Here is an 18114-nt window from a genome sequence, read left to right on the forward strand (position 1 = left end):
AACCCCTCATTTCATCCTCAAAAATCTGAACGCATCGTTTATTTAAACCCACTGTCTGGCCTTCTAGACTTGTTCACCATGAAGACATCTGGTGATCGTTTAAGAGTGCTCCTGCGTGAGTGCAACCTGACCGCTTCGGACTTTGCCGCGCAGCGCAAGGTAAGCCCGCAGCATGTGAACAACTGGTTCCATCGGGGTGTGCCGATGGCGCGCCTGGATGAGATTGCCGAACTGTTGTGCGTGCGCAGCAAATGGCTGCGCAGCGGCGAGGGCCCCAAGCACCACACGCCCCTGCCCCGGCTGAGCCGTTCCAGCGACCAGCCCGTGGCTGAACTGCCGGACCACAGCTTGCTGGCGGCGCACCGGGAGGACGACGTCTACCTGCCCTTCTACCGTGCCCAGGCGAAAATCTTCGAGCCTATCCCGCAGCGCCACCTGCGCATTCCTCGCCAGGCCCTTGATAGCTTGGGCGTGAGTGGCCAGCAGGCGCTGTGCTTGTGCATGCCGGACTACAACATGGCGCCGTTGCTGCCGTTTGGCAGTACGGTGGCGGTGGACCGCAGTTTTACCCGGGTGATCGACGGCGAGGTGTATGCGGTGTTGCACAATGGCCGCTTGCGCATTCACAGCTTGAGCCAGCGACCGAATGGTGCGTTGCGTTTGCACAGCCATGACAGTGATGAATTCCCGTGTGAGACGTATAGCGTTAGCCAGGCGCGTAATCAGGGGTTGGAAATCGTCGGGTGGGTGTTCTGGTGGTCGCAATTGCGCCAGGAGCGGCCGGGCTAAAGGGCTGCGCGGGTGATTTTTTGCTGGGCATTGCGAGCCATTCCCAGTATGCTACGGCCCACATTTAGCCCCGGGTGCTTTCAGCACGCCAGCGGGCCCGGCGAGGCCTCACACAGCCCTCGACCCAACCGACCGCAAGCGTCGGACAACGATTTGAAGGCGGTTGCGGCCTACCAAAAGTAAGCCAAGACTGTCCCCGAGAAGCCGGCCACAAGCCGGCTTTTTAATTGTCCGAAATAATCCTACCCCATCCAAGAATCTTACTGATAGCGTAGCTATTCCGGGAGTTTCAAGCATTCCCCTGTCCGATGGCGTTCAAAGCCATTCGACCTCATCCGACGATGAAGTGGGGGGACAGGTGGGGGGACAAAACGGGCGACAGGGGAAATCCAATGGGTAAACTGAATCCGAAACAAGTCGAAAATCTGACCGAACCCGGCACCTATGAAGATGGTGATGGGCTTCGCTTGGTCGTCAAATCTACCGGGCGTAAATCCTGGCTGCTTCGCTTCCAGCTGGCGGGCCGTCGCAGAGAGATGGGCCTAGGCTCATTCCCTGAGGTGAGTCTCAAGAAAGCCAGACAAGACGCCAGCGCTAAACGCAGCCAACTAAGTGATGGCATTGATCCCCTGATAGCCAGAGATATAGAGCGCGCCGCTCAACGGGAAGCCCAGCGTGCAAGTGAAGCCAAGCAACTAAAATTCGAGACGCTCGCAAAGCAATACCGTGATGCTCACGGCGCGGCGTGGTCGGAAAAGTGGCGTAAAGGGTGGCTGCGGAAGCTGGAGCTGTATGCGTTTGATCACATAGGCAAGCTTTCAGCCGAAGACATAGGTACTCCCGAAGTACTTAAGATATTGCAACCCATCTGGGCCACCAAGACCAGAACGGCTGACGAGGTACGTGGACAAATAGAACAAGTCCTGGACGCAGCCAAGGCACGTAACCTGCGACAAGGTGAGAACCCTGCTCGCTGGCGCGGGCACTTAGACAATCTGTTGAGCCGCTCTGAAAAGAGGAAGGCTCGGAAGCGTGAGCACTTCGAAGCAATGCGCTGGCAGGAAGTGCCGGAACTGATGGTAAAGCTTAGGGTAAACGCCACACCTCCGTCTTGGGCCGCTCAACTGCTGATCATGACCAGCGCACGCGCCCACATGATTAGGTTCGCTCGTTGGGATGAGTTTGATTTGGAAGCATGCACTTGGTCACTGCCAGATGAGCGAATGAAGATGCGAGTAGCTTTCGTAATCCCGCTTGCCGAAGAAGTGGTAAAGCTTGTGAAGAGTATTCTGCGAGACGAAGGAAGTCCCTTTCTGTTCCCAGGCCAAGGCAAGACAGGGGTGATGCATGCAAATGCTATCAGAACCCTCCTGCACGACATGGGGTACGAGCACATCACTCGCCATGGCTTTCGATCTTCATTTCGTGATTGGGCTGGCGAATGCACACACTACCCACGTGAAGTCTGTGAAATGGCGCTGGCTCACGATGAGAGGGATCAAACAGAAGGGGCTTACTCGCGTTCAGACTTTCTAGAAAAACGCCGTGCTCTAATGGCGGACTGGGCTGTTTTTTTATCCTTACCATAGCCTACAATTCATAAATGAGCCTCCACACAATGAAAGACAATAAAACTCTCACCGAACTTCTAAATTCTCTATATTCGAAAAATAAACCTTTAAAGAAAAAAAGTAAAAATCTTCTCCCTCACCCAATAGAGGCAAAAGAAGAAAAACTAAACAACTTACTAAATCACACACACCTAATACTCAGAGCGACCCTGAAAAAAAACTGGCCAAAGGAATTAAACAGCCACATAGACCAGAGCATATCAAGGTTTTTAGAAACCCCAAAAATCACATGGAAGGACATTCTAAGCTGCTGGACAAACACATACGACGAAGAAAAAAGAAGCAAAATTAAATTGTATTTTTTCTACGCAAAAGTTTATTATCTAAGCGCAAAACTACAAGTAGAACAAAATAATACAGAGAAAGCATTTATCTATATATCGCATGCATCCTACTTACTAGGATTCCTTGATGGTTACAAGAATCATATTGACGAAGAAAAGTTTAGGCGCGAACGCGCAACTGAAGGCGGAAACCGGAAGGAATCAAAAATATCAAAAATAAGAGATCACTTCTCTCTACTGCTGAAAAACCCACCGAAAAATGGATGGGGCACCGAATCTGAAACCATTGAAGCAATTTATACCAGCATGAAATTTCAAAGTTACCTCTCAGAAATCCAAGCACAAGAAACGATTAAAGACCTAAAGAACTTCATAACCGAAGAGCTCATTCACAACACCTGCAATCAGGAAACATACAAGGCACTACGTAAAAAGCGACGCTAAATTAGGGGCATATAAAAAAGCCAGAGTACTACGACCCTGGCCTTATAAATTTTATTTGAAAAATACAGTCTCAAAGCTTTCTCGGCAGAAGAGAAAAGACCACTAGCTAAAATAAGTACCCCCTCCTTGAAAAATCCACCACCAACGTACTTCCTTGTTCAGAATAAGAAATTTCGCCTAGAGAAATAAGCTCGTCCAGCGCTGCATCAAGACGTATCTTACTTCTCAATCTTCGCGGCCCATACTGAAGAATACTATTCTTCCTCACATTTTCAAAGCCATCCTCACGATATTTGTCAAACCACGCGCGCAATTCATAAACATCTAAATCTATTTCCCTCGGAGGGACAAATAACCGATAAAACTCATCGGAACACCAAAGACAAAAGTCGATTGCGAAATTCAACGTCTCAATCGATATATCACTATCAAACCCCTCAAAGACATGTAACAACGCCGCTACCCGTGCAATATTATCCGCCAATTTTGAGGCATGATCCCCCGCGGCATAAAATCTGCCACCTTCCCTGATCTCTGACTCGATATCATTAAACACCTGAAGCCATCTCTCGCAAGCCGCAGGAGCAAATGAAATTATCTTACGTTTTTGATTAGGGGAATGCAAAAGCCCTAAATTATAAGAAAGTAATTCCTTTAATCGACCTGCATAATTGTTAATATGATCCCATGAAATTGTTGCACCGCTCAAAACCCTTGTCCCCTGAGTTGACTCAGGAAAACACACCAAAAAGCGCGCCCACAGCCCAGACCCACGAGACTTCTCACCATGGGAATCAATATACGACTTAAAAGCGCTAGGCTGCGTCATAAATGAAACAGTCAATCTAGCCCCATGAAGCTCATAGCTTTCCGCCGTTTTACGATCCACCACCACTGGATCACCGCTCCACATTGCGTTCTGCTTAGATAAATCGTTAAACGCCCGCCCCTTCAAACCACCTTCACTTGAAATAATACCTGCCGTTGGAATGTTTTGATAAAGCCCGCAAAACAGCGCCTCCGAAGTTGAGTCCTCATAAATCATTTTGCACTGCCTTGGTCTAACCGGACGAACCAAAGCATTCGCTATTAACTCTTGCTCAACTAGCTCAGTACACTCACCTCTACTTGATGCCTTTTCAACTCGCTTTAACAGCTCTTTGTTTTTAGCGAGCCAAATCTTATCCCTCACTTCCCACTCTCCTAGCTGCGCCCTCCACACAACATCTTGTGTTTTTTGAAACTCACGAACAGGCTCTAAGAAAACGTTTTCTGAAGACGACTTACGCTCACCTGAACTAGCTATCGCCAGCATCAATAATGACAGCGGTACACACTGCCCAATAGGCTTGCGCACATCAAACCTCCCCTGAGCCGCTACTGAGATAGCAGTCAAAGCCCCAAAAAATATTAACGGCCTTGGAGACTGTATATTTCTTTCAACCTCGTCAATTGCTGAATTAAGGAGGGGAAACTGCAAACTTGCTGGAAACTTGCTATTAATTGGGGGAAGGCCTTTACCCTTTGACTCAAACATTTCGCCCCCCTCCGCCCCCTGGGACAACTGAAAGCCTCGATTCAATCCATCGGCATATATCAGACTCCAACCAACCAATTGCCCCCCTGCCAGTTACACTCGAAAGTCTTATTGGCAAAGGAAATTCCTGATCATGCCTTGGAGACCTGGGATTCATCCAATCATATATCGTAGAGCGCGCCACTCCCAAACGACCAATTACCTGCTTAATTCGCAGTACCGCCTCCCTCGCATCAGACGTAGCAATCGCTGTTCTTTCATCTTCCCTTTCCATTTCACCCTCTCGTTACGCTCTGAATACACAGGGGAAATGTTATTAGGCCGCGCTCACAACCGAACCGCCCGCGCTTATAAAATCTAATAAAATTGTTAGCGCCAATATTGACTTTTACGAAAACAACTTAAATAGACCCACAACCTACCGCAAAAGGCTCCACGTGGATGATTCCTGGGCGAGGATGCAGTGACCGGAAGTCAGCGAGAAATTTCCAAGCACACATCTTGACTTATCGTAATAACGATTTTTAGAAATCGTGAGTTTGGCGCATACATTGGTAAAATAGCGGCTATTTTGGCTACGGATAGCCAAAATAGCCGCTATTTAGAGTAGATAGCTTGGAGAGATGGGGCGTCGCGCGCTCTAAGGCTTCAATTCGTATGCCGATGCTTGGTCTAACCTGAGCACTTCAATTCGAAAAGAATTCAGCCACACATAATCGCAGTGACATCACCCCCAAGGAGGTTCGCCCCATGTCATTGCAGTGCCCTCGCTGTCATTCCCCCAAAGTCGCTTCTTTTCATCACGCCATGAAAGTCGGCGCGGCCATCGGCACCGTGGGTGGTGCTGTGCGCGGCGTTAGTGCTGCGCTTGCTGGAGGCCAAGCAGGCGCGCTTATTGGCGCCATCGCCGGCCCTGTAGGTATCACCCTCGGTTCGGTATCGGGTGCCATCCTCGGCGGGTTGGCCGGTGGTGTCGCCGGCTGTGCTCTCGGCGCCCAACTGGGTGAGTCGCTCGATCGCCACGTCCTGGCCCACAACCTCTGCTTGCTATGTGGCCACCACTTCAACCTCCCGACCTAACCAAGTCAACCTCCCCTCTATTTATTTCGTCCGGACGGTGCTGCGCTCTGCGTGGCGCTTTATGCCGGCTTGCACCTAAAGGAATTAAAACAATGGCTCATCTCGTCGAAACTATGGCCTACGCTGGCGAAACTCCCTGGCATGGCCTGGGCAATCAGCTCACTCAGAAGCAACCCATCGAAGTTTGGCAACGCGAAGCTGGGATGGACTGGGCGATCCAAGAAAGCCCCGTACACTTCAAATCGGGTGCCGTCGGCCACATCGGCGCTATACATTCTTTTCCGGAGCAGAAGGTGCTCTACCGCTCCGATACTAAAGCACCGCTGTCGGTGGTCTCCCAGCGTTACCACACCGTGCAGCCGCGTGAGGTGCTGGAGTTTTATCGTGACCTCACCGAGGTCTCCGGCTACGAGCTGGAGACTGCGGGGGTACTCAAAGGCGGGCGCAAGTTCTGGGCACTTGCGCGCACCGGACAAGGCGCTGCCCTGAAAGGAAACGATCAGGTCAACGGCTACCTGCTGCTGGCCACGTCCTGCGACGGCACCCTGGCCACCACGGCAACACCCACCACCGTGCGCGTGGTCTGCAACAACACCCTGACGATAGCCCTGGACGGCTCATCTCGTGCAATCAAGGTGCCGCACAATACCCGCTTCGATCCGAAGGCAGTGAAGAAGCAACTCGGCATAGCCGTCTCCGGCTGGGACGAGTTCATGTATCGCATGCGCCATCTCGCTGAACGCAAGGTCCAGTGGCATGAGGCTCTTGGATATTTCATGTCGGTGTTGTGTGAGGTAAATCCGAGCAATCAACTACCAGAGCAACTACCCAACGAACGCGCCCTACGAAAGGTGCAAGAGCTGTATGAAGGCCGTGGTCGGGGCAGCCAGCTCGAATCGGCACGCGGAACCGCCTGGGGCTTGCTCAATGCGGTGACCGAGTACGTCGATCACGAGCGCCGCGCACGTAGCAATGAGTACCGCATGGACTCAGCGTGGTTTGGTCAGGGTTCGCAAATCAAGCAACGCGCCCTGGATGCAGCGCTGCGTCTCGCAGCTTAACCCTTCTCGTCAATCGCCACGCCCGGTCAGCCTTGTGCTGGTCGGGCGTATTTATGCCTGCAAGGTGAACACGATGAAAGCAACCTCATTGAATAGTAGTACCCCGAAGCTCCGCCCTGCCCTTCGCCTGGTCAGCACCAAGGAACTGCCGCGCGAGGACTGGCTTGAAGTGCGTAAACAAGGCATCGGTAGTTCCGACGCAGGCGCTGCGGTTGGGCTCAACCCGTACAAGTCGCAGTTGGAGCTGTGGCTTGAAAAGACTGGTCGCGATGCCACGCTACCGAAAATAGATCCTCATGATGAAGAGAGTCCAGCCTATTGGGGCAATGTGCTGGAACCCATCGTCGCTTGGCACTACAGCAAGCGCACCGGTAAAAAAGTGCGGCGGATTAACGCCGTGCTGCAGCATCCGAACCCCGAACTGCCCTGGATGCTGGCCAACATCGACCGCGAGGTAATTGGCGGAGACGACGTGCAGATCCTCGAATGCAAGACCGCCGGCATAAACGGGGCACGTCTCTGGAAGGAAGGCGTGCCCGAGTATGTCCAACTTCAAGTGATGCACCAGCTCGCCGTCACTGGCAAGCAAGCCGCGGATGTGGCGGTACTGCTGGGCGGTCAGCACCTGGAGATTCATCGCATCGAGCGTGACGAGCAAATGATCGCTCGCCTGATCGAACTGGAGCGCAAGTTCTGGACCTACGTGGAAACCGATACCCCGCCACCGGCCGACGGTAGCGCATCGGCTGAAGCAGCTTTGCGCTGCTTGTACCCAGAAGACAACGGCCAGACCGTCGACTTCAGCAGTCGCGCCGGTTTAGCAGAGGCCTACCTGGAACTTAAGGCCGTTCGCCAGTCCATTGGCGAGAAGGAAACGCGCGAGGCCCAGCTCAAGCAGATACTACTGCAGGCCATGGGCGAGGCCACCCGAGCGGAGTTTTCCAGCGGTTACATCAGCTGGAAAAAATCCAAGGACAGTGCCGTACTCGATGTCCAACGCCTATTGCAAGAGAAACCCTACCTACAAGTTCGCTACACCAAAACCAAGGAAGGCAGTCGCCGCTTCCTGATCAACTGACTCCGCTATTACCTCCCCTTGGCCAGTCCATGCAGTTCGCGCTGCGTGGCCGGCCTTTTTTCATTTCCAGGAGAACCATCATGTTGAAAGGCTTAGCCCTGACACCCCCTGCGCTCGGACGCATCTCCATCGGCAAAGTCATCGAGAAAAACGGTAAACGCCTGCCGGAGAAAGATGATCAATTCACCATCACGTCCCAGGTGCAAAGCCGGGACGGCTGGCTACTACACCCACTCAATGACGAACTACGCCAGAGCAAGGAAGACAAGCTGCGCAGCATCCCGGTGCGCCTGCTGTTCAACGAACCAGATCTGAACTTCCGTGCCGACTACACCCTGTTCGATCGCCAGTCTGGACGACCGCTGTGTGTCGGCAATGGCGAGGCCTGTAAACGTGTCACGCAGGACGGTATGCAATCACTCCCCTGCCCCTCGCCGGATGCTTGTTCATTAGCCAAAGGCGGAGCTTGCAAGCCCTATGGCAGGTTGAATGTGCTGATCGGTGATGACGATCCGCTAGGCAGTTTCGTGTTCCGCACTACTGGTTTCAACAGCATCCGCACCCTGGCCGCTCGGCTGCATTACTTCCAGGCCATCTCGGGTAACCGGTTGGCCTGCCTACCGCTGGAATTGCGTCTGCGTGGCAAGTCGACACGACAGAGCCATGGCACACCGATTTTCTACGTCGACCTGACCGTGCGCGGCGGCATGAACATCGCAGAGATGCTGCAGTCTGCCAACGAACTTGAGACCCAACGGCAATCAGCGGGATTTGATCAGGTAGCGCTGGATGAGGCGGCTCGACGAGGCTTTAGCAACGGCGCTTTTGAGGACAGCGAGGAAGACAGCGGTGCTGTGATTGAAGAGTTCTTTTCAAGCCCGGATGCAACCGTTACCACGGAGCAATGCAAAGCACCACAAACCAACTCCAACTCACTGGCCGGCAAGCTCGAAGCGCTCGCCACTCAAACCCAATGACCAAACCCCAGTCTGACTTCAGGAAGACTTTGGAGATCCGAAATGACACTAATGAGATTTCTGCTTTGCCTGTTTGCGTTCGTTGGCGCGTTGGCGGCAGCCGGCACGTTGGTCGTAAGCATTATGTTGATGTTGCGTTTCCCGCCACTGCTGATCGCCGTACTGCTGGCGTGCTGGATTCTGAATCGCCTGCTTAAGGTGTTGAGCGCATCCATCCAGAACAAACCCACCAAAAACACTGCCACGTAACGGTGGCCAGACACCACATTGCCGTACTCACTCATCAGGAGAATGAACGATGATCAGACAATGTTTGATCTGCGACTCGAAAGCCGTACTCACCCTGGAGGCCGCAAGGGGCATCACCCTACTGATCGGCCTGGCCGATGGAGCATTACGGGGATCTCAGAACACGCATGAAAACGCTCAAGGTCGTCCTGGATACAACTCACTCCTGAACGGGCTGGCCGCTACCGCTCCAACCTACCCATCAGCACTGCGAGTCGCTGACGATGTCGGAAAGTATCAGTTCGCGGGGTTCGATTGCTTATGCTTGTGTTGCGGCGCGCGATTCGACGAAGAGCCAGCGGAGCCAGTTCCTCCGCCGCCGTGAAACCGCTGCTCAGCCACGACCGAGACGCTCAACAAGCCCTTCCACCATGCCCATGACGAGCATACGGTCGCTCATGTCCAGGGTCGACAGCAGATCGTAAAGTCGACGCGACTGATCTTCCGGACGTGAACTTCCCTCAGTCAGCAAGTCGGCTGTCTCACAGCCGAAAATGCCCGCTAATTCCACCAATCGCTCAATGTTGGGCATCACGATCCCGCGCTCGATGCGCGACACCGCCTCGCTGCCAATCCCAAGCCTCTCGGCCACCTGCTCCTGACTCAGCTTGCAACGGACACGCTGGCGAGCAATTGCTTGGCCCACCAGCTCCGCCAGTTGCTTCGATTCGGTTTTTGACATGCCGCCCTCCAGTTCAACCTGGATAGTTGGCGATCAACCTATTGACATGAAGGACCTCTCAAACCGAGACTCGCCCCAAAAGGTTGATATTCGACTTTTTATCTAATCACCCACCTCTTGCAGGGAGCTCAGAAAAACTATGATCGTCGTAACCGGACTGAATGAAGCGCAAATTGAAGGCCTCGTAAAAAGCAAAGCATCCTTCGAGATCCATGGTCTCAGGGGCAATTTCATGGCTGGTATCAAACTGGTTGAAACCAAGATTGAAAGACTGGGGTTGAAGTGTCGAGTTGTAAGCGACGTCAAAAGTGCAGTGGTCCAAGGCGGTGCAATCGGTGCTGCATTCACCATCCTATCCACACCTGCAACACTGGCCGTGGTAGCGCTCGGAGCCGTCGCAAGCGTGGGCCACGGACTAGTTACCTACAACCCTGATTACGAAATCCTCAAGGACTACGTGAATCAGCGGCTCAAGGTCATCTACAAGAAATAACCCCACTCATTCCCACAACTACCGACAGCAAGAACCCTGTTGTTCTACTGGATTCGTTTGCCCCGTCATCAGTCGTTAATTCCGCATAGAAGCAACAAACTGGAGTGAACCCATGAAACGGATACTCAGCATCCTGCTGCTCATTTTTTGCGCCAACGCCAACGCCGTCGTGGACCATTACGCATGGGGCGCTATCGCCTTCCCAGACGAGACCTCAACCAATGGCCTCCCCGAAGCTATCCCGTGTATTACGAAGAAAGCCTTCAATGGTCAGCCAATGCTGAAATGCACGTGGCTGGAGACCGCCCGCGACGTTCTCATCTGGGATGCCCAGCGCCAACAGGACGTGCGCTATGTCAACCAGATAAGTGGTCAGTGCGTGCGCGGCAAGTGCCGGATAAGCAATGCCATGATGGGTGAATGGAACCAGGATGTTTTGTTCACACTATCGATCTGGTATCGCATCGGCACCAGCACCGACGGCAAGCCGGTGGCCTACCGTATCGATACCTCTCGTCAGGTTTCGTACGCCGAAGCCGGTTCTATCCTGTACCAGTTCTACCTGGATATTGGCGTTCCTGACGAGCAACTCGTCACCACACTCGACGGGCGCTATGAAGGCGGCTACGCAGCCTGGCAAGCACAGAAAGGGGGTGCCCAAGCTGCGGTGCTACAGTCACCTGCCACCTCGGCCCAATCCGAATGGCCAGAAGTCAAAACCGCCTGGTGCAATCCGCGTATGGATGATGATTGCTATATCAACAACAAGAAAGTCTCTATTGCCGAACTGGGCAAATGGTTGCCGGACATTAGCGAATCGAATGCCGACCAGCTAGGAGGTCACTGCGAGGCCATCCTCTGCTTCGATAAAGATGAGCAACCGATGGGCTATCTGTTGCAATAACAATCCTGAGTACCGCTGGACAGGCGAAAAAATGGGGGGCGTATGCCCCCTATTGATTCTTATTTTTTCGTGCAAGACCGCAATTTGGGAAATTGCACACCACTTGACCAGGCATTTGCGTTCGACTTGACCACCCGCTTAGCGAGTTATTGGAGGACTACAGCAGCGCTACGGGGGTGGGCACTACCTGGGGTGTGCCATCAATGATGCACATCCATCCCCAAGTCCTGAGCGCCGACCCCAAGCCATCGCGGCGAGGGGGCTAACAAAATGTTCGCAATCATCTGGTGTACGCAAAAGCAGCCGACCCACGGGTCGAAAGATCGACGCCTCTACCCTCCACTACTGCCAGTGTCTCTACGTTCGTAGCGCTCAGGTCGCAGGTGGTTCGAAGCTGCCGAGGAAACGCGGTGTATTACCTGTGACGTACTCGCCCATCGTGCGGTTGATGAGGTTTTCAACATTAAGGATCTTGGCGGGATCCTCGGTGATGAAACCAAAGGGTATCGGCACTGGGGACAACGCCGGCAAAATTAAATGGTAAACCACGACCGCGCATTTGCCGTGAATGACGATTGCCTCAAGCGGCGCCAGTTGCTCTGACTCAACAAAGCCACAAAGCAGCAGTCTAGCCTTATTGCAATCTGCTTTTGCGCGCTTGATCGCCGGCCAATCGTCACTGGCAGAAACCGGGATAAGCATTTTGGCGTCGAATACAAGTTTTCCATCATTCGCGCCTCCCTTGCTTTTTGTTTTTGATAAATCAGAAAATGCACTGCACATCTGCTCATGCCTGGCCGAGCGTCCCCAGAGCTCATGTGAAGCCGGAGCCATCCAGGACAGGCTGATCGGAGCAGCGTGGGATTCACTCTGAACTGCTTTCTGATGTTTGCGCAGCACGGAAAAAACTCTGTCCCAGTTTTGCTGCAGCTGTAGCGATCCAAAAAGTCGCAGCCCGGAAGACTCTCTAACCTGTGCAACGGCACTCGCGCTGTAGTACAGGGCAGAAAGGTCCAGACCATTTGAAGACACGAAGTCGTAGGCGTCCGAATCGCCCAGGATGTCGGCGAGCTGCAGAACCTGATCGAGGTTTTCTCTGCCCAGCATTCGGCTCAACTGCTCCGTACGCTGACGCATGTAGATCTCGTTTTCCCGCAGCCCTTCCTTCGCGACAAAGCGTACCAGCCGAGAGTCGGCATCAAGGCTGACGCGCTCTTCTATTTTCTCCCAACCGTCTCTTACTTTTTGCACACCCGCAACTTTGTAGAGCTCCGGCGGCCCAGCATCCTGCGACTGCCCACCCAGGTGTCCAGCCCGATGAATGTCGTAGATTTGCCGCATGAAGGCACCGACGGCCTTCGTACCTGACTCAGAGAGCGTATCGCTGGGTGCCTGCAATTCCAGGCACCTTTTAGAATCTGCATCCCCTAGACTTTTCCCCAGGCATGTAAACGTTAGGAGATCAAACACGAACATCTGCTCGCGCTCTTCCTTGCGTTTCACAATCGGTGACTCATGGTTGCCTGCGAACAAGCTACGGCCCTTATCCGTCAACTCTATTCGTCCATCCGGGCGCGTTTTAAGCTCGCCCGTTTGTAAAAAAGGTGTGATTGCAAAACTCAGCTCTTGAGCTGTAAACCCAAAATAATTGCCGATTTCAGCTGGCAGCAGCGCTGAAATCTTGAGCAGTCGCAGAAGAAATTCCGGTACAACCGGTAACCCCCCTTTGTCCACAAGGGTGTACTCGATACGGAACTGTTGCGCAGGGACCACGACGTCCAGCTCGAATAGAACAACTGGGTTAAGCTCCATCAGACAACCCTCCTGGCCGGCGTCACTGGTTTGATGCAATAGTTGATCGTGTCCTGTTTCGTCTGGATAAAGCTGGCTACGTGACCTAATGGAAGCCTCGCGTTCCTACCGCTCCACATTTTCAAACTGCCTACGATGACCAACCGCTCCATCGCGCGTGACATCGCGACGTTGATACGATTCGGGGTCGCCAGAAAGCCAGGTGATTGATCCGCTTTGGCCCGGGTCAGTGAGACGATGATTATGTTGTTTTCTTTACCCTGATAACTGTCGACGGTCTCGATTTTTACGAGCTTGCGGAACTCCTCCGACCAGTTTTTCTCGGCAAACCTCTTTCTCACCAGTTTCCTCTGGTCGAGATACATGCAGATGACCCCGATTGGGGGCTCTTGCGATTCGGCCATCTCCTTAGCCATGCCCGCACAAAATTCGGTGTCCTCTGCGATTTCTTCCAGCAGTCGGATGATCGCGTCCGCTTCAGCACTGTTGGACAGGCTCAGCGTGCCGCTGTCGTAGGCTTTTTTGCCTAACTCGCTGGTGTCGACCCAAGTGACCACATGTGACAGGCACTCGGGCACGTTTTGCGAAAAATAGGCAGGACTTGGTCTGTAGCCGTTCTCAAGGTCAATGTCGTAGAAGATCTCGTTAACTAGATCGCCAATCGCTGGGAGCATTCGATACTGCGTATTGAGCGTCGCCCGTGTGGCACGACCATACGGGGATTGGAACACTCGCTCGAAGTCGCTTCGCATGACCTGCTGGAATTCGGCTGAGCTCGTGGTGACACCCAGGGAACGGGCAATGGCTGCCTTATGTTCTTCCTCATACGTAGGGCGCAGCTGGTTGTGGTCGCCGACTAGCAGGACCCGAGAGCCCACCTGCATGGCGATCGCCAATTCACTCGGCGCCGATCGAGCAGCTTCGTCGATGATGACCCAGTCGAAGTGGGTTTCTGAAAGCTTGAGATGTTGCAGCCCAATACCCACGCACGTTCCGCAAACCAATGTCCTGGACCGCATCAGGAACTCATCATAATTGGCCCTGTTGCTCGACAGACGCTCAACGTACTCCTGAGAAAGCTGAATCAGGTCAAGGCAGTGTTTAAACTCTGGGGGCCTAACTCCATGAACGGTTTGGACATGGTCATAGACGCGCTCCAGTAATTCTTGGGGAGTGCTTTCGCCCTCAACCAGTTCGCCAAGAAACAAGGTGGCATTCAGATTCAGCTCGCCCATCAGAGAGGACTTCAGCGTCTGCAACGCCCTTCGATCTGCCCCGTTGCCCTTTTGTGCACGCTGAATTTCCTCGTCCAGCTTTTTCAACGACCGAACCAAGTGGAACACTCGCTGATTCACATCCACCATCGTCTGGACGAAAGCTTTGCCCAAACCCAACGACGAAGCCATGGAACCCACGCGTTCCTTCAGCTCAGCGCTAAACCCATTTCTCTGACGGTCGACAATGTTGCGAGAATAAACGTCCAGGAGCTCCTCAGAAACAACCTGGTCGCGGTTGCTGAAGCGTACAACGTTGAGCTCGGTGTTCAGTCGACGGCAGTGCGCGCGGATCCGTTCTGCTGCAGTATTCACAGCCTCATGAGACTGGCTGACAAGAAGGATGTTTCGCACTCCGACCTTGCTGATCAGGTAATGGATGAAGGCCGCGATGAACTCAGTTTTACCTGTCCCTGGAGGTCCCTGCAAAAGGCCTACTGGCCCTGTAGTGATGAGCTGCGTGAACGCGGCGCGCTGGGCTTCGTTCAGCCCGATGACCGTACCACTCGCTGTGGTGCGTTCGTACACTGCAAAGTCCGAAACGGTAGGCTCTTCAGCATACCCCCTTGGTGCCAGCTTGCATTTCTCGTCGAAGTAATCCATCAAATCAGGCAGCACTGACTGCCGGTTCAGGATCCGCTCCATCGCACCACGACGACGCGTCATTGATGTCTTGTTCTGCTGACTTTGGATGAACAACTGGGAGCCTGCCTGTACGCGTTTTGAACGACTGGAGGCAGGGACATAGACTGCATCACGCACGCTCATGCCCAGGTTGATCTCACCGATATCAATGTCCTTCTCCCCGTCCCGGAGGATCAGCCGGATGTTGTCTCCCGCTTCAAACCCCTCAAGGGCCTTTGCATCCATAGAGTAGGGAATCAAAAGGCCTACGCCATCCTTGTGAAAGTGCGGCTCTTCGGAAACACGGAAAGAAGGCTGGGCCTCAAGCTCGGTGGAGGTGATGGTTTTCCATATTTGACTGACAGGGAAACTGCGCAACTTTACAGCTTCTAGCTGCGCCTCATCTATGGCAAGCCCGTTGTCCTCGTCCTCACCGGTAATCGAGTCCGCAACACTTTCACCGTCCTCAATCGCCGCTTGCTTACGCACTTCGGCGTCATGCACCTGTGCGGCTAAGCTTAGAAATGCCTCGTCTTTGGCCAGAAGCTTGGTCAGCTCATAGACATTGACGCTGGTACCGCCCGAGACGCTGAACCGAGCCTCTATGTGGTGGTTTGCCTGACGCGCCAGATAAGCCGGAACGCGCATCTCCTGATTGGCTTTGAACGCATTTACAAAATGCCTGGAAGCAGGATCGAACTCAGCCGTCAATTGCCCTCCGACACCCGCGAACGTCACCTCAAGGGCTTTGGTGGGGGCTCTTTGGTAGGGCTTCACGACAACAAATACTTTCCCGTTGTCCGGCAGGATCTCAAATGCCTCGCCACTTCTGTTGCGTAGAACGACAGAGACGGTTTCGATCGTTTTTGCAGGTGTGAAAGCGGCCTCCAAAGCGTCCTTAAAACGGTCCAAAGAAAGAAAGCCCGATTCTGTATCCATTTCGTGCGCAACGGCTGCTCTCAGGACGGGAATATCCTTCTGCGACGGCGCGTCCCAGTCCATGTCCAGGAGCTCAAACACCATTCGCATCACAGCGAAGTTGTCTCGCTCTGCTGGTGTGCAGTTTTCCAATACGGGGCTGTAGCGGGTGTTGACCGGTGATGTACCTGAAGCCGAGAAATCTGGACAGTCGAGCAGGTAGACCTGGGTGTTTTCAGGGGCCGAACCGACATTTACTTTAACGTTGTGTGGATGCAGATCGCCGTGACTCAATTGCTGGCCATGCAAACCATCAACTGCGTCGATTAGCCCATGGGCGACGACGATACGGGTCTCAACCGACAACCCCTTCAGCTCATCCCAGTGCTCACCGTCGATATGCTCCTGAGCCAGGAATGGGTTGCCGCTGCGATCGTAACCAAAGTGTTCAATTTTTGGCAAAAAGGTAAAACCGCTGCCCTTCAGTTGCTCCAGGACTTCGAAGAAAGCCATCAACATCGGCCCTTGACCGTCCTTGGGATCCCGGGCGTTGATTGACGGCCACGATTTCACGACCAAGGGGCCCGATCGGTAGATCAGTTTCTCAGCCGTGTCGGTGATAGGCTCGTCGTCCTCCCTGTACGCGGAGCTCAGTCGTAGATCGGTAGAGAAAACGTCAAGTCGCCGGTTATCAAATTCAAAGCTTGCGGAGTTATCCGGTGTGGAGTCGCTCAATGCCTGCTGAAATGCGCTGGCGTGATCGAATCGCTCCTTCGGATCATTCTGCAACGCTTGTACGAGCACCTTGGCAGGCCAGTCTTCTGATGACTCAACCTGAGCTTGAACACCCGCAACGTAGGCGACGTCGAGCTTCAGAGGCATTGGTCTGGCCTGAAGCAGATGCCAACCCATCAGCCCGAGCGCGAAGACATCACGACGAAATGGCGTGCTGCCTTCCATCGCGGTGTTCTGGTCTTCAGGGAGCGCGATAGCACCGATGCTCAGCAAAGTACGCAAATCGCCGAGAGTACCTACAGGCTGATAGTAGGCGCTGATGAAGTTGGAAAGAGCGATCGATGACGATGGAGAGAACCACACGCTGTGGTCACCCAGATCACGGTGAGCAATTTTGAATCCATGCAGCCCAGCAAATTGAGCCAGAAGGATTTTAAAAAGCTGGACGCGCTCATGCGCAGTCATCCGCTCTACAAAACGGTTTATGAACTCGTTTAGACGGTAATGCCCGTCGGGCATTTCAAGCAACTCGGCATATTGCTCGGTGACACTGTCGGGGCTGGTATTACGCTTCGGGCGAGCGCAGCGATTCATCAATTCCTGATCTCGCCGACGCAGGTGGACCATTACATCCCTCTCGCGCGAGAGGATTCGGTATCGTCCTTCAGCCGTTCGAGCACGGGTGTCATCGAGCTTCGAAAAGTCCCATAGACGGACCATCGCACGGTCATCCTTGTTGTGGATATTGACCGCGTCGTACTCTCGGTAGACGTCTGTTGGGTGCGTGAATACCGCTTGCGACTGCGCACGGTAGTCGTCGACAACAAGCTCTTTGGGCTTTACCGTTCCTTCATTGATGATGCCGTCGAAGAAGCCGAAATGCTCGTTCAAGCCGATATTCGAGCGCGCGTTGAATCGGTCTTTAAACCGCTTAGGATCGGCCATTTCCAGAAAGTCGTCCAGCACCATGACGTGCTGCATCTCGACCTCGGGAAGATTCAAAGTGCATTTTCCGGTGAGCACAACGCAGAAGTCGATCCAAGGCTCTTTCCCGCCAGGCAGCCGAGACTTGAGACCCTTGATTCGTTTCCTCAACTCATATGTTTTCCTACGGGTTTTGTCTACCGGGGATACTTCTGTTTCCTTCCCGTCCTGGTGCCATTTACCGCCGTGGTTGGTGATCTCACCGCGCCAGTGCTTAAGTTCGACAACAAGAACGAGGCTGTGGGTAACGATGACGAGGTCGAACTCCCCGTCTGCCCCCCGCGAGTTCGCGAAACGAAAACCTGCGTAGCCGCGCCAAGGCCATACGCCATGGCCTGCCTCAGGCTTCTTCAATTGTTTCAGAACGTCAAACGACTTCCCTTTCGTAGAGCCTGCCACCGGTTCCGGAGGAAGCTCTTTGGGCCCAAATGCTTTGGCCATCTTGTCGATAGCGTCGATCTCAAAAGAAAGGAGACCTCCTTCCCAATAGCGTACGTCCATGCAATCCCCGAAACGTTT

At 53.5% G+C, this 18114-nt stretch carries 15 protein-coding genes; 10 read left to right on the forward strand and 5 right to left on the reverse strand.

The genetic code is table 11. From position 1 onward, the window contains the following. Positions 1–78 precede the first annotated feature (78 nt). The 3 genes from M5G11_RS03850 (at position 79) to M5G11_RS03860 (ending at position 3148) form a co-directional block, all read left to right on the forward strand. Positions 79–789, forward strand: a complete 711-nt coding sequence (locus M5G11_RS03850) for a LexA family transcriptional regulator (protein ID WP_273909541.1) — start codon at positions 79–81, stop codon at positions 787–789. 392 nt (positions 790–1181) lie between these two features. Further along, positions 1182–2378: a tyrosine-type recombinase/integrase gene (locus M5G11_RS03855; RefSeq protein ID WP_042946344.1), complete on the forward strand. Its 1197-nt coding sequence runs from the start codon at positions 1182–1184 to the stop codon at positions 2376–2378. A 29-nt stretch (positions 2379–2407) separates the two neighbouring features. Next, a complete protein-coding gene (locus M5G11_RS03860) occupies positions 2408–3148 on the forward strand; it encodes a hypothetical protein (protein ID WP_130926023.1) in 741 nt (246 codons plus the stop codon). 106 nt (positions 3149–3254) lie between these two features. Here the strand turns inward: M5G11_RS03860 and M5G11_RS03865 are convergent, their stop codons facing one another. Together M5G11_RS03865 and M5G11_RS03870 are read right to left on the reverse strand one after the other, a co-directional pair. After that, positions 3255–4685, reverse strand: coding sequence for a YfjI family protein (locus M5G11_RS03865; RefSeq protein WP_081480317.1), 1431 nt, complete (start codon positions 4683–4685; stop codon positions 3255–3257). Continuing rightward, a complete protein-coding gene (locus tag M5G11_RS03870; protein ID WP_081480316.1) occupies positions 4678–4959 on the reverse strand; it encodes a helix-turn-helix transcriptional regulator in 282 nt (93 codons plus the stop codon). Before M5G11_RS03870 ends, M5G11_RS03865 begins: the two co-directional genes overlap by 8 nt. Positions 4960–5435: 476 nt before the next feature. Between M5G11_RS03870 and M5G11_RS03875 the strand changes: the two genes are divergently transcribed. The 5 genes from M5G11_RS03875 (at position 5436) to M5G11_RS03895 (ending at position 9130) form a co-directional block, all read left to right on the forward strand. Further along, positions 5436–5765, forward strand: a complete 330-nt coding sequence (locus M5G11_RS03875) for a hypothetical protein (protein WP_081480315.1) — start codon at positions 5436–5438, stop codon at positions 5763–5765. Between the two features lie 92 nt (positions 5766–5857). Beyond that, positions 5858–6826, forward strand: a complete 969-nt coding sequence (locus tag M5G11_RS03880; RefSeq protein ID WP_273909540.1) for a DUF932 domain-containing protein — start codon at positions 5858–5860, stop codon at positions 6824–6826. Positions 6827–6899: 73 nt separating this feature from the next. Then, on the forward strand, positions 6900–7904 hold the full coding sequence (locus M5G11_RS03885; RefSeq protein ID WP_010562427.1) for a YqaJ viral recombinase family nuclease: 1005 nt from the start codon (positions 6900–6902) through the stop codon (positions 7902–7904). 80 nt (positions 7905–7984) lie between these two features. Further along, positions 7985–8881: a recombination directionality factor gene (locus tag M5G11_RS03890; protein WP_273909539.1), complete on the forward strand. Its 897-nt coding sequence runs from the start codon at positions 7985–7987 to the stop codon at positions 8879–8881. A 42-nt stretch (positions 8882–8923) separates the two neighbouring features. Then, positions 8924–9130, forward strand: coding sequence for a hypothetical protein (locus M5G11_RS03895; protein ID WP_273909538.1), 207 nt, complete (start codon positions 8924–8926; stop codon positions 9128–9130). Between the two features lie 373 nt (positions 9131–9503). Here M5G11_RS03895 and M5G11_RS03900 read toward each other — a convergent pair whose 3' ends face one another. Next, positions 9504–9851, reverse strand: a complete 348-nt coding sequence (locus M5G11_RS03900; protein WP_273909537.1) for a helix-turn-helix domain-containing protein — start codon at positions 9849–9851, stop codon at positions 9504–9506. 139 nt (positions 9852–9990) lie between these two features. Here M5G11_RS03900 and M5G11_RS03905 point away from each other — a divergent pair, with 139 nt between their 5' ends. Next, positions 9991–10344 (forward strand): hypothetical protein, encoded by a 354-nt coding sequence (locus M5G11_RS03905; protein WP_273909536.1) that lies wholly within the window; start codon positions 9991–9993, stop codon positions 10342–10344. 112 nt (positions 10345–10456) lie between these two features. Continuing rightward, positions 10457–11248: a hypothetical protein gene (locus M5G11_RS03910; RefSeq protein ID WP_273909535.1), complete on the forward strand. Its 792-nt coding sequence runs from the start codon at positions 10457–10459 to the stop codon at positions 11246–11248. A 372-nt stretch (positions 11249–11620) separates the two neighbouring features. Here the strand turns inward: M5G11_RS03910 and M5G11_RS03915 are convergent, their stop codons facing one another. Further along, positions 11621–13060 (reverse strand): hypothetical protein, encoded by a 1440-nt coding sequence (locus M5G11_RS03915; protein WP_010562364.1) that lies wholly within the window; start codon positions 13058–13060, stop codon positions 11621–11623. Then, entirely contained in the window at positions 13060–18096 is a 5037-nt protein-coding gene (locus M5G11_RS03920; protein WP_273909534.1) for an AAA domain-containing protein, read from the reverse strand. The genes M5G11_RS03915 and M5G11_RS03920 overlap by 1 nt, the downstream gene beginning before the upstream one ends. Positions 18097–18114: the final 18 nt, after the last annotated feature.

The sequence above is a fragment of the Pseudomonas fontis genome (genome assembly GCF_028656955.1).
Taxonomy (GTDB): domain Bacteria; phylum Pseudomonadota; class Gammaproteobacteria; order Pseudomonadales; family Pseudomonadaceae; genus Aquipseudomonas; species Aquipseudomonas fontis.

What these genes read in the sequence shown, in the direction of transcription:
- M5G11_RS03920 (WP_273909534.1), bottom strand. Translation starts at nt 18,096, where the DNA reads ATGGACGTACGCTATTGGGAAGGAGGTCTCCTTTCTTTTGAGATCGAC.
- M5G11_RS03905 (WP_273909536.1), top strand. Translation starts at nt 9,991, where the DNA reads ATGATCGTCGTAACCGGACTGAATGAAGCGCAAATTGAAGGCCTCGTA.
- M5G11_RS03915 (WP_010562364.1), bottom strand. Translation starts at nt 13,060, where the DNA reads ATGGAGCTTAACCCAGTTGTTCTATTCGAGCTGGACGTCGTGGTCCCT.
- M5G11_RS03900 (WP_273909537.1), bottom strand. Translation starts at nt 9,851, where the DNA reads ATGTCAAAAACCGAATCGAAGCAACTGGCGGAGCTGGTGGGCCAAGCA.
- M5G11_RS03885 (WP_010562427.1), top strand. Translation starts at nt 6,900, where the DNA reads ATGAAAGCAACCTCATTGAATAGTAGTACCCCGAAGCTCCGCCCTGCC.
- M5G11_RS03875 (WP_081480315.1), top strand. Translation starts at nt 5,436, where the DNA reads ATGTCATTGCAGTGCCCTCGCTGTCATTCCCCCAAAGTCGCTTCTTTT.
- M5G11_RS03870 (WP_081480316.1), bottom strand. Translation starts at nt 4,959, where the DNA reads ATGGAAAGGGAAGATGAAAGAACAGCGATTGCTACGTCTGATGCGAGG.
- M5G11_RS03880 (WP_273909540.1), top strand. Translation starts at nt 5,858, where the DNA reads ATGGCTCATCTCGTCGAAACTATGGCCTACGCTGGCGAAACTCCCTGG.
- M5G11_RS03850 (WP_273909541.1), top strand. Translation starts at nt 79, where the DNA reads ATGAAGACATCTGGTGATCGTTTAAGAGTGCTCCTGCGTGAGTGCAAC.
- M5G11_RS03895 (WP_273909538.1), top strand. Translation starts at nt 8,924, where the DNA reads ATGACACTAATGAGATTTCTGCTTTGCCTGTTTGCGTTCGTTGGCGCG.
- M5G11_RS03910 (WP_273909535.1), top strand. Translation starts at nt 10,457, where the DNA reads ATGAAACGGATACTCAGCATCCTGCTGCTCATTTTTTGCGCCAACGCC.
- M5G11_RS03890 (WP_273909539.1), top strand. Translation starts at nt 7,985, where the DNA reads ATGTTGAAAGGCTTAGCCCTGACACCCCCTGCGCTCGGACGCATCTCC.
- M5G11_RS03855 (WP_042946344.1), top strand. Translation starts at nt 1,182, where the DNA reads ATGGGTAAACTGAATCCGAAACAAGTCGAAAATCTGACCGAACCCGGC.
- M5G11_RS03860 (WP_130926023.1), top strand. Translation starts at nt 2,408, where the DNA reads ATGAAAGACAATAAAACTCTCACCGAACTTCTAAATTCTCTATATTCG.
- M5G11_RS03865 (WP_081480317.1), bottom strand. Translation starts at nt 4,685, where the DNA reads ATGTTTGAGTCAAAGGGTAAAGGCCTTCCCCCAATTAATAGCAAGTTT.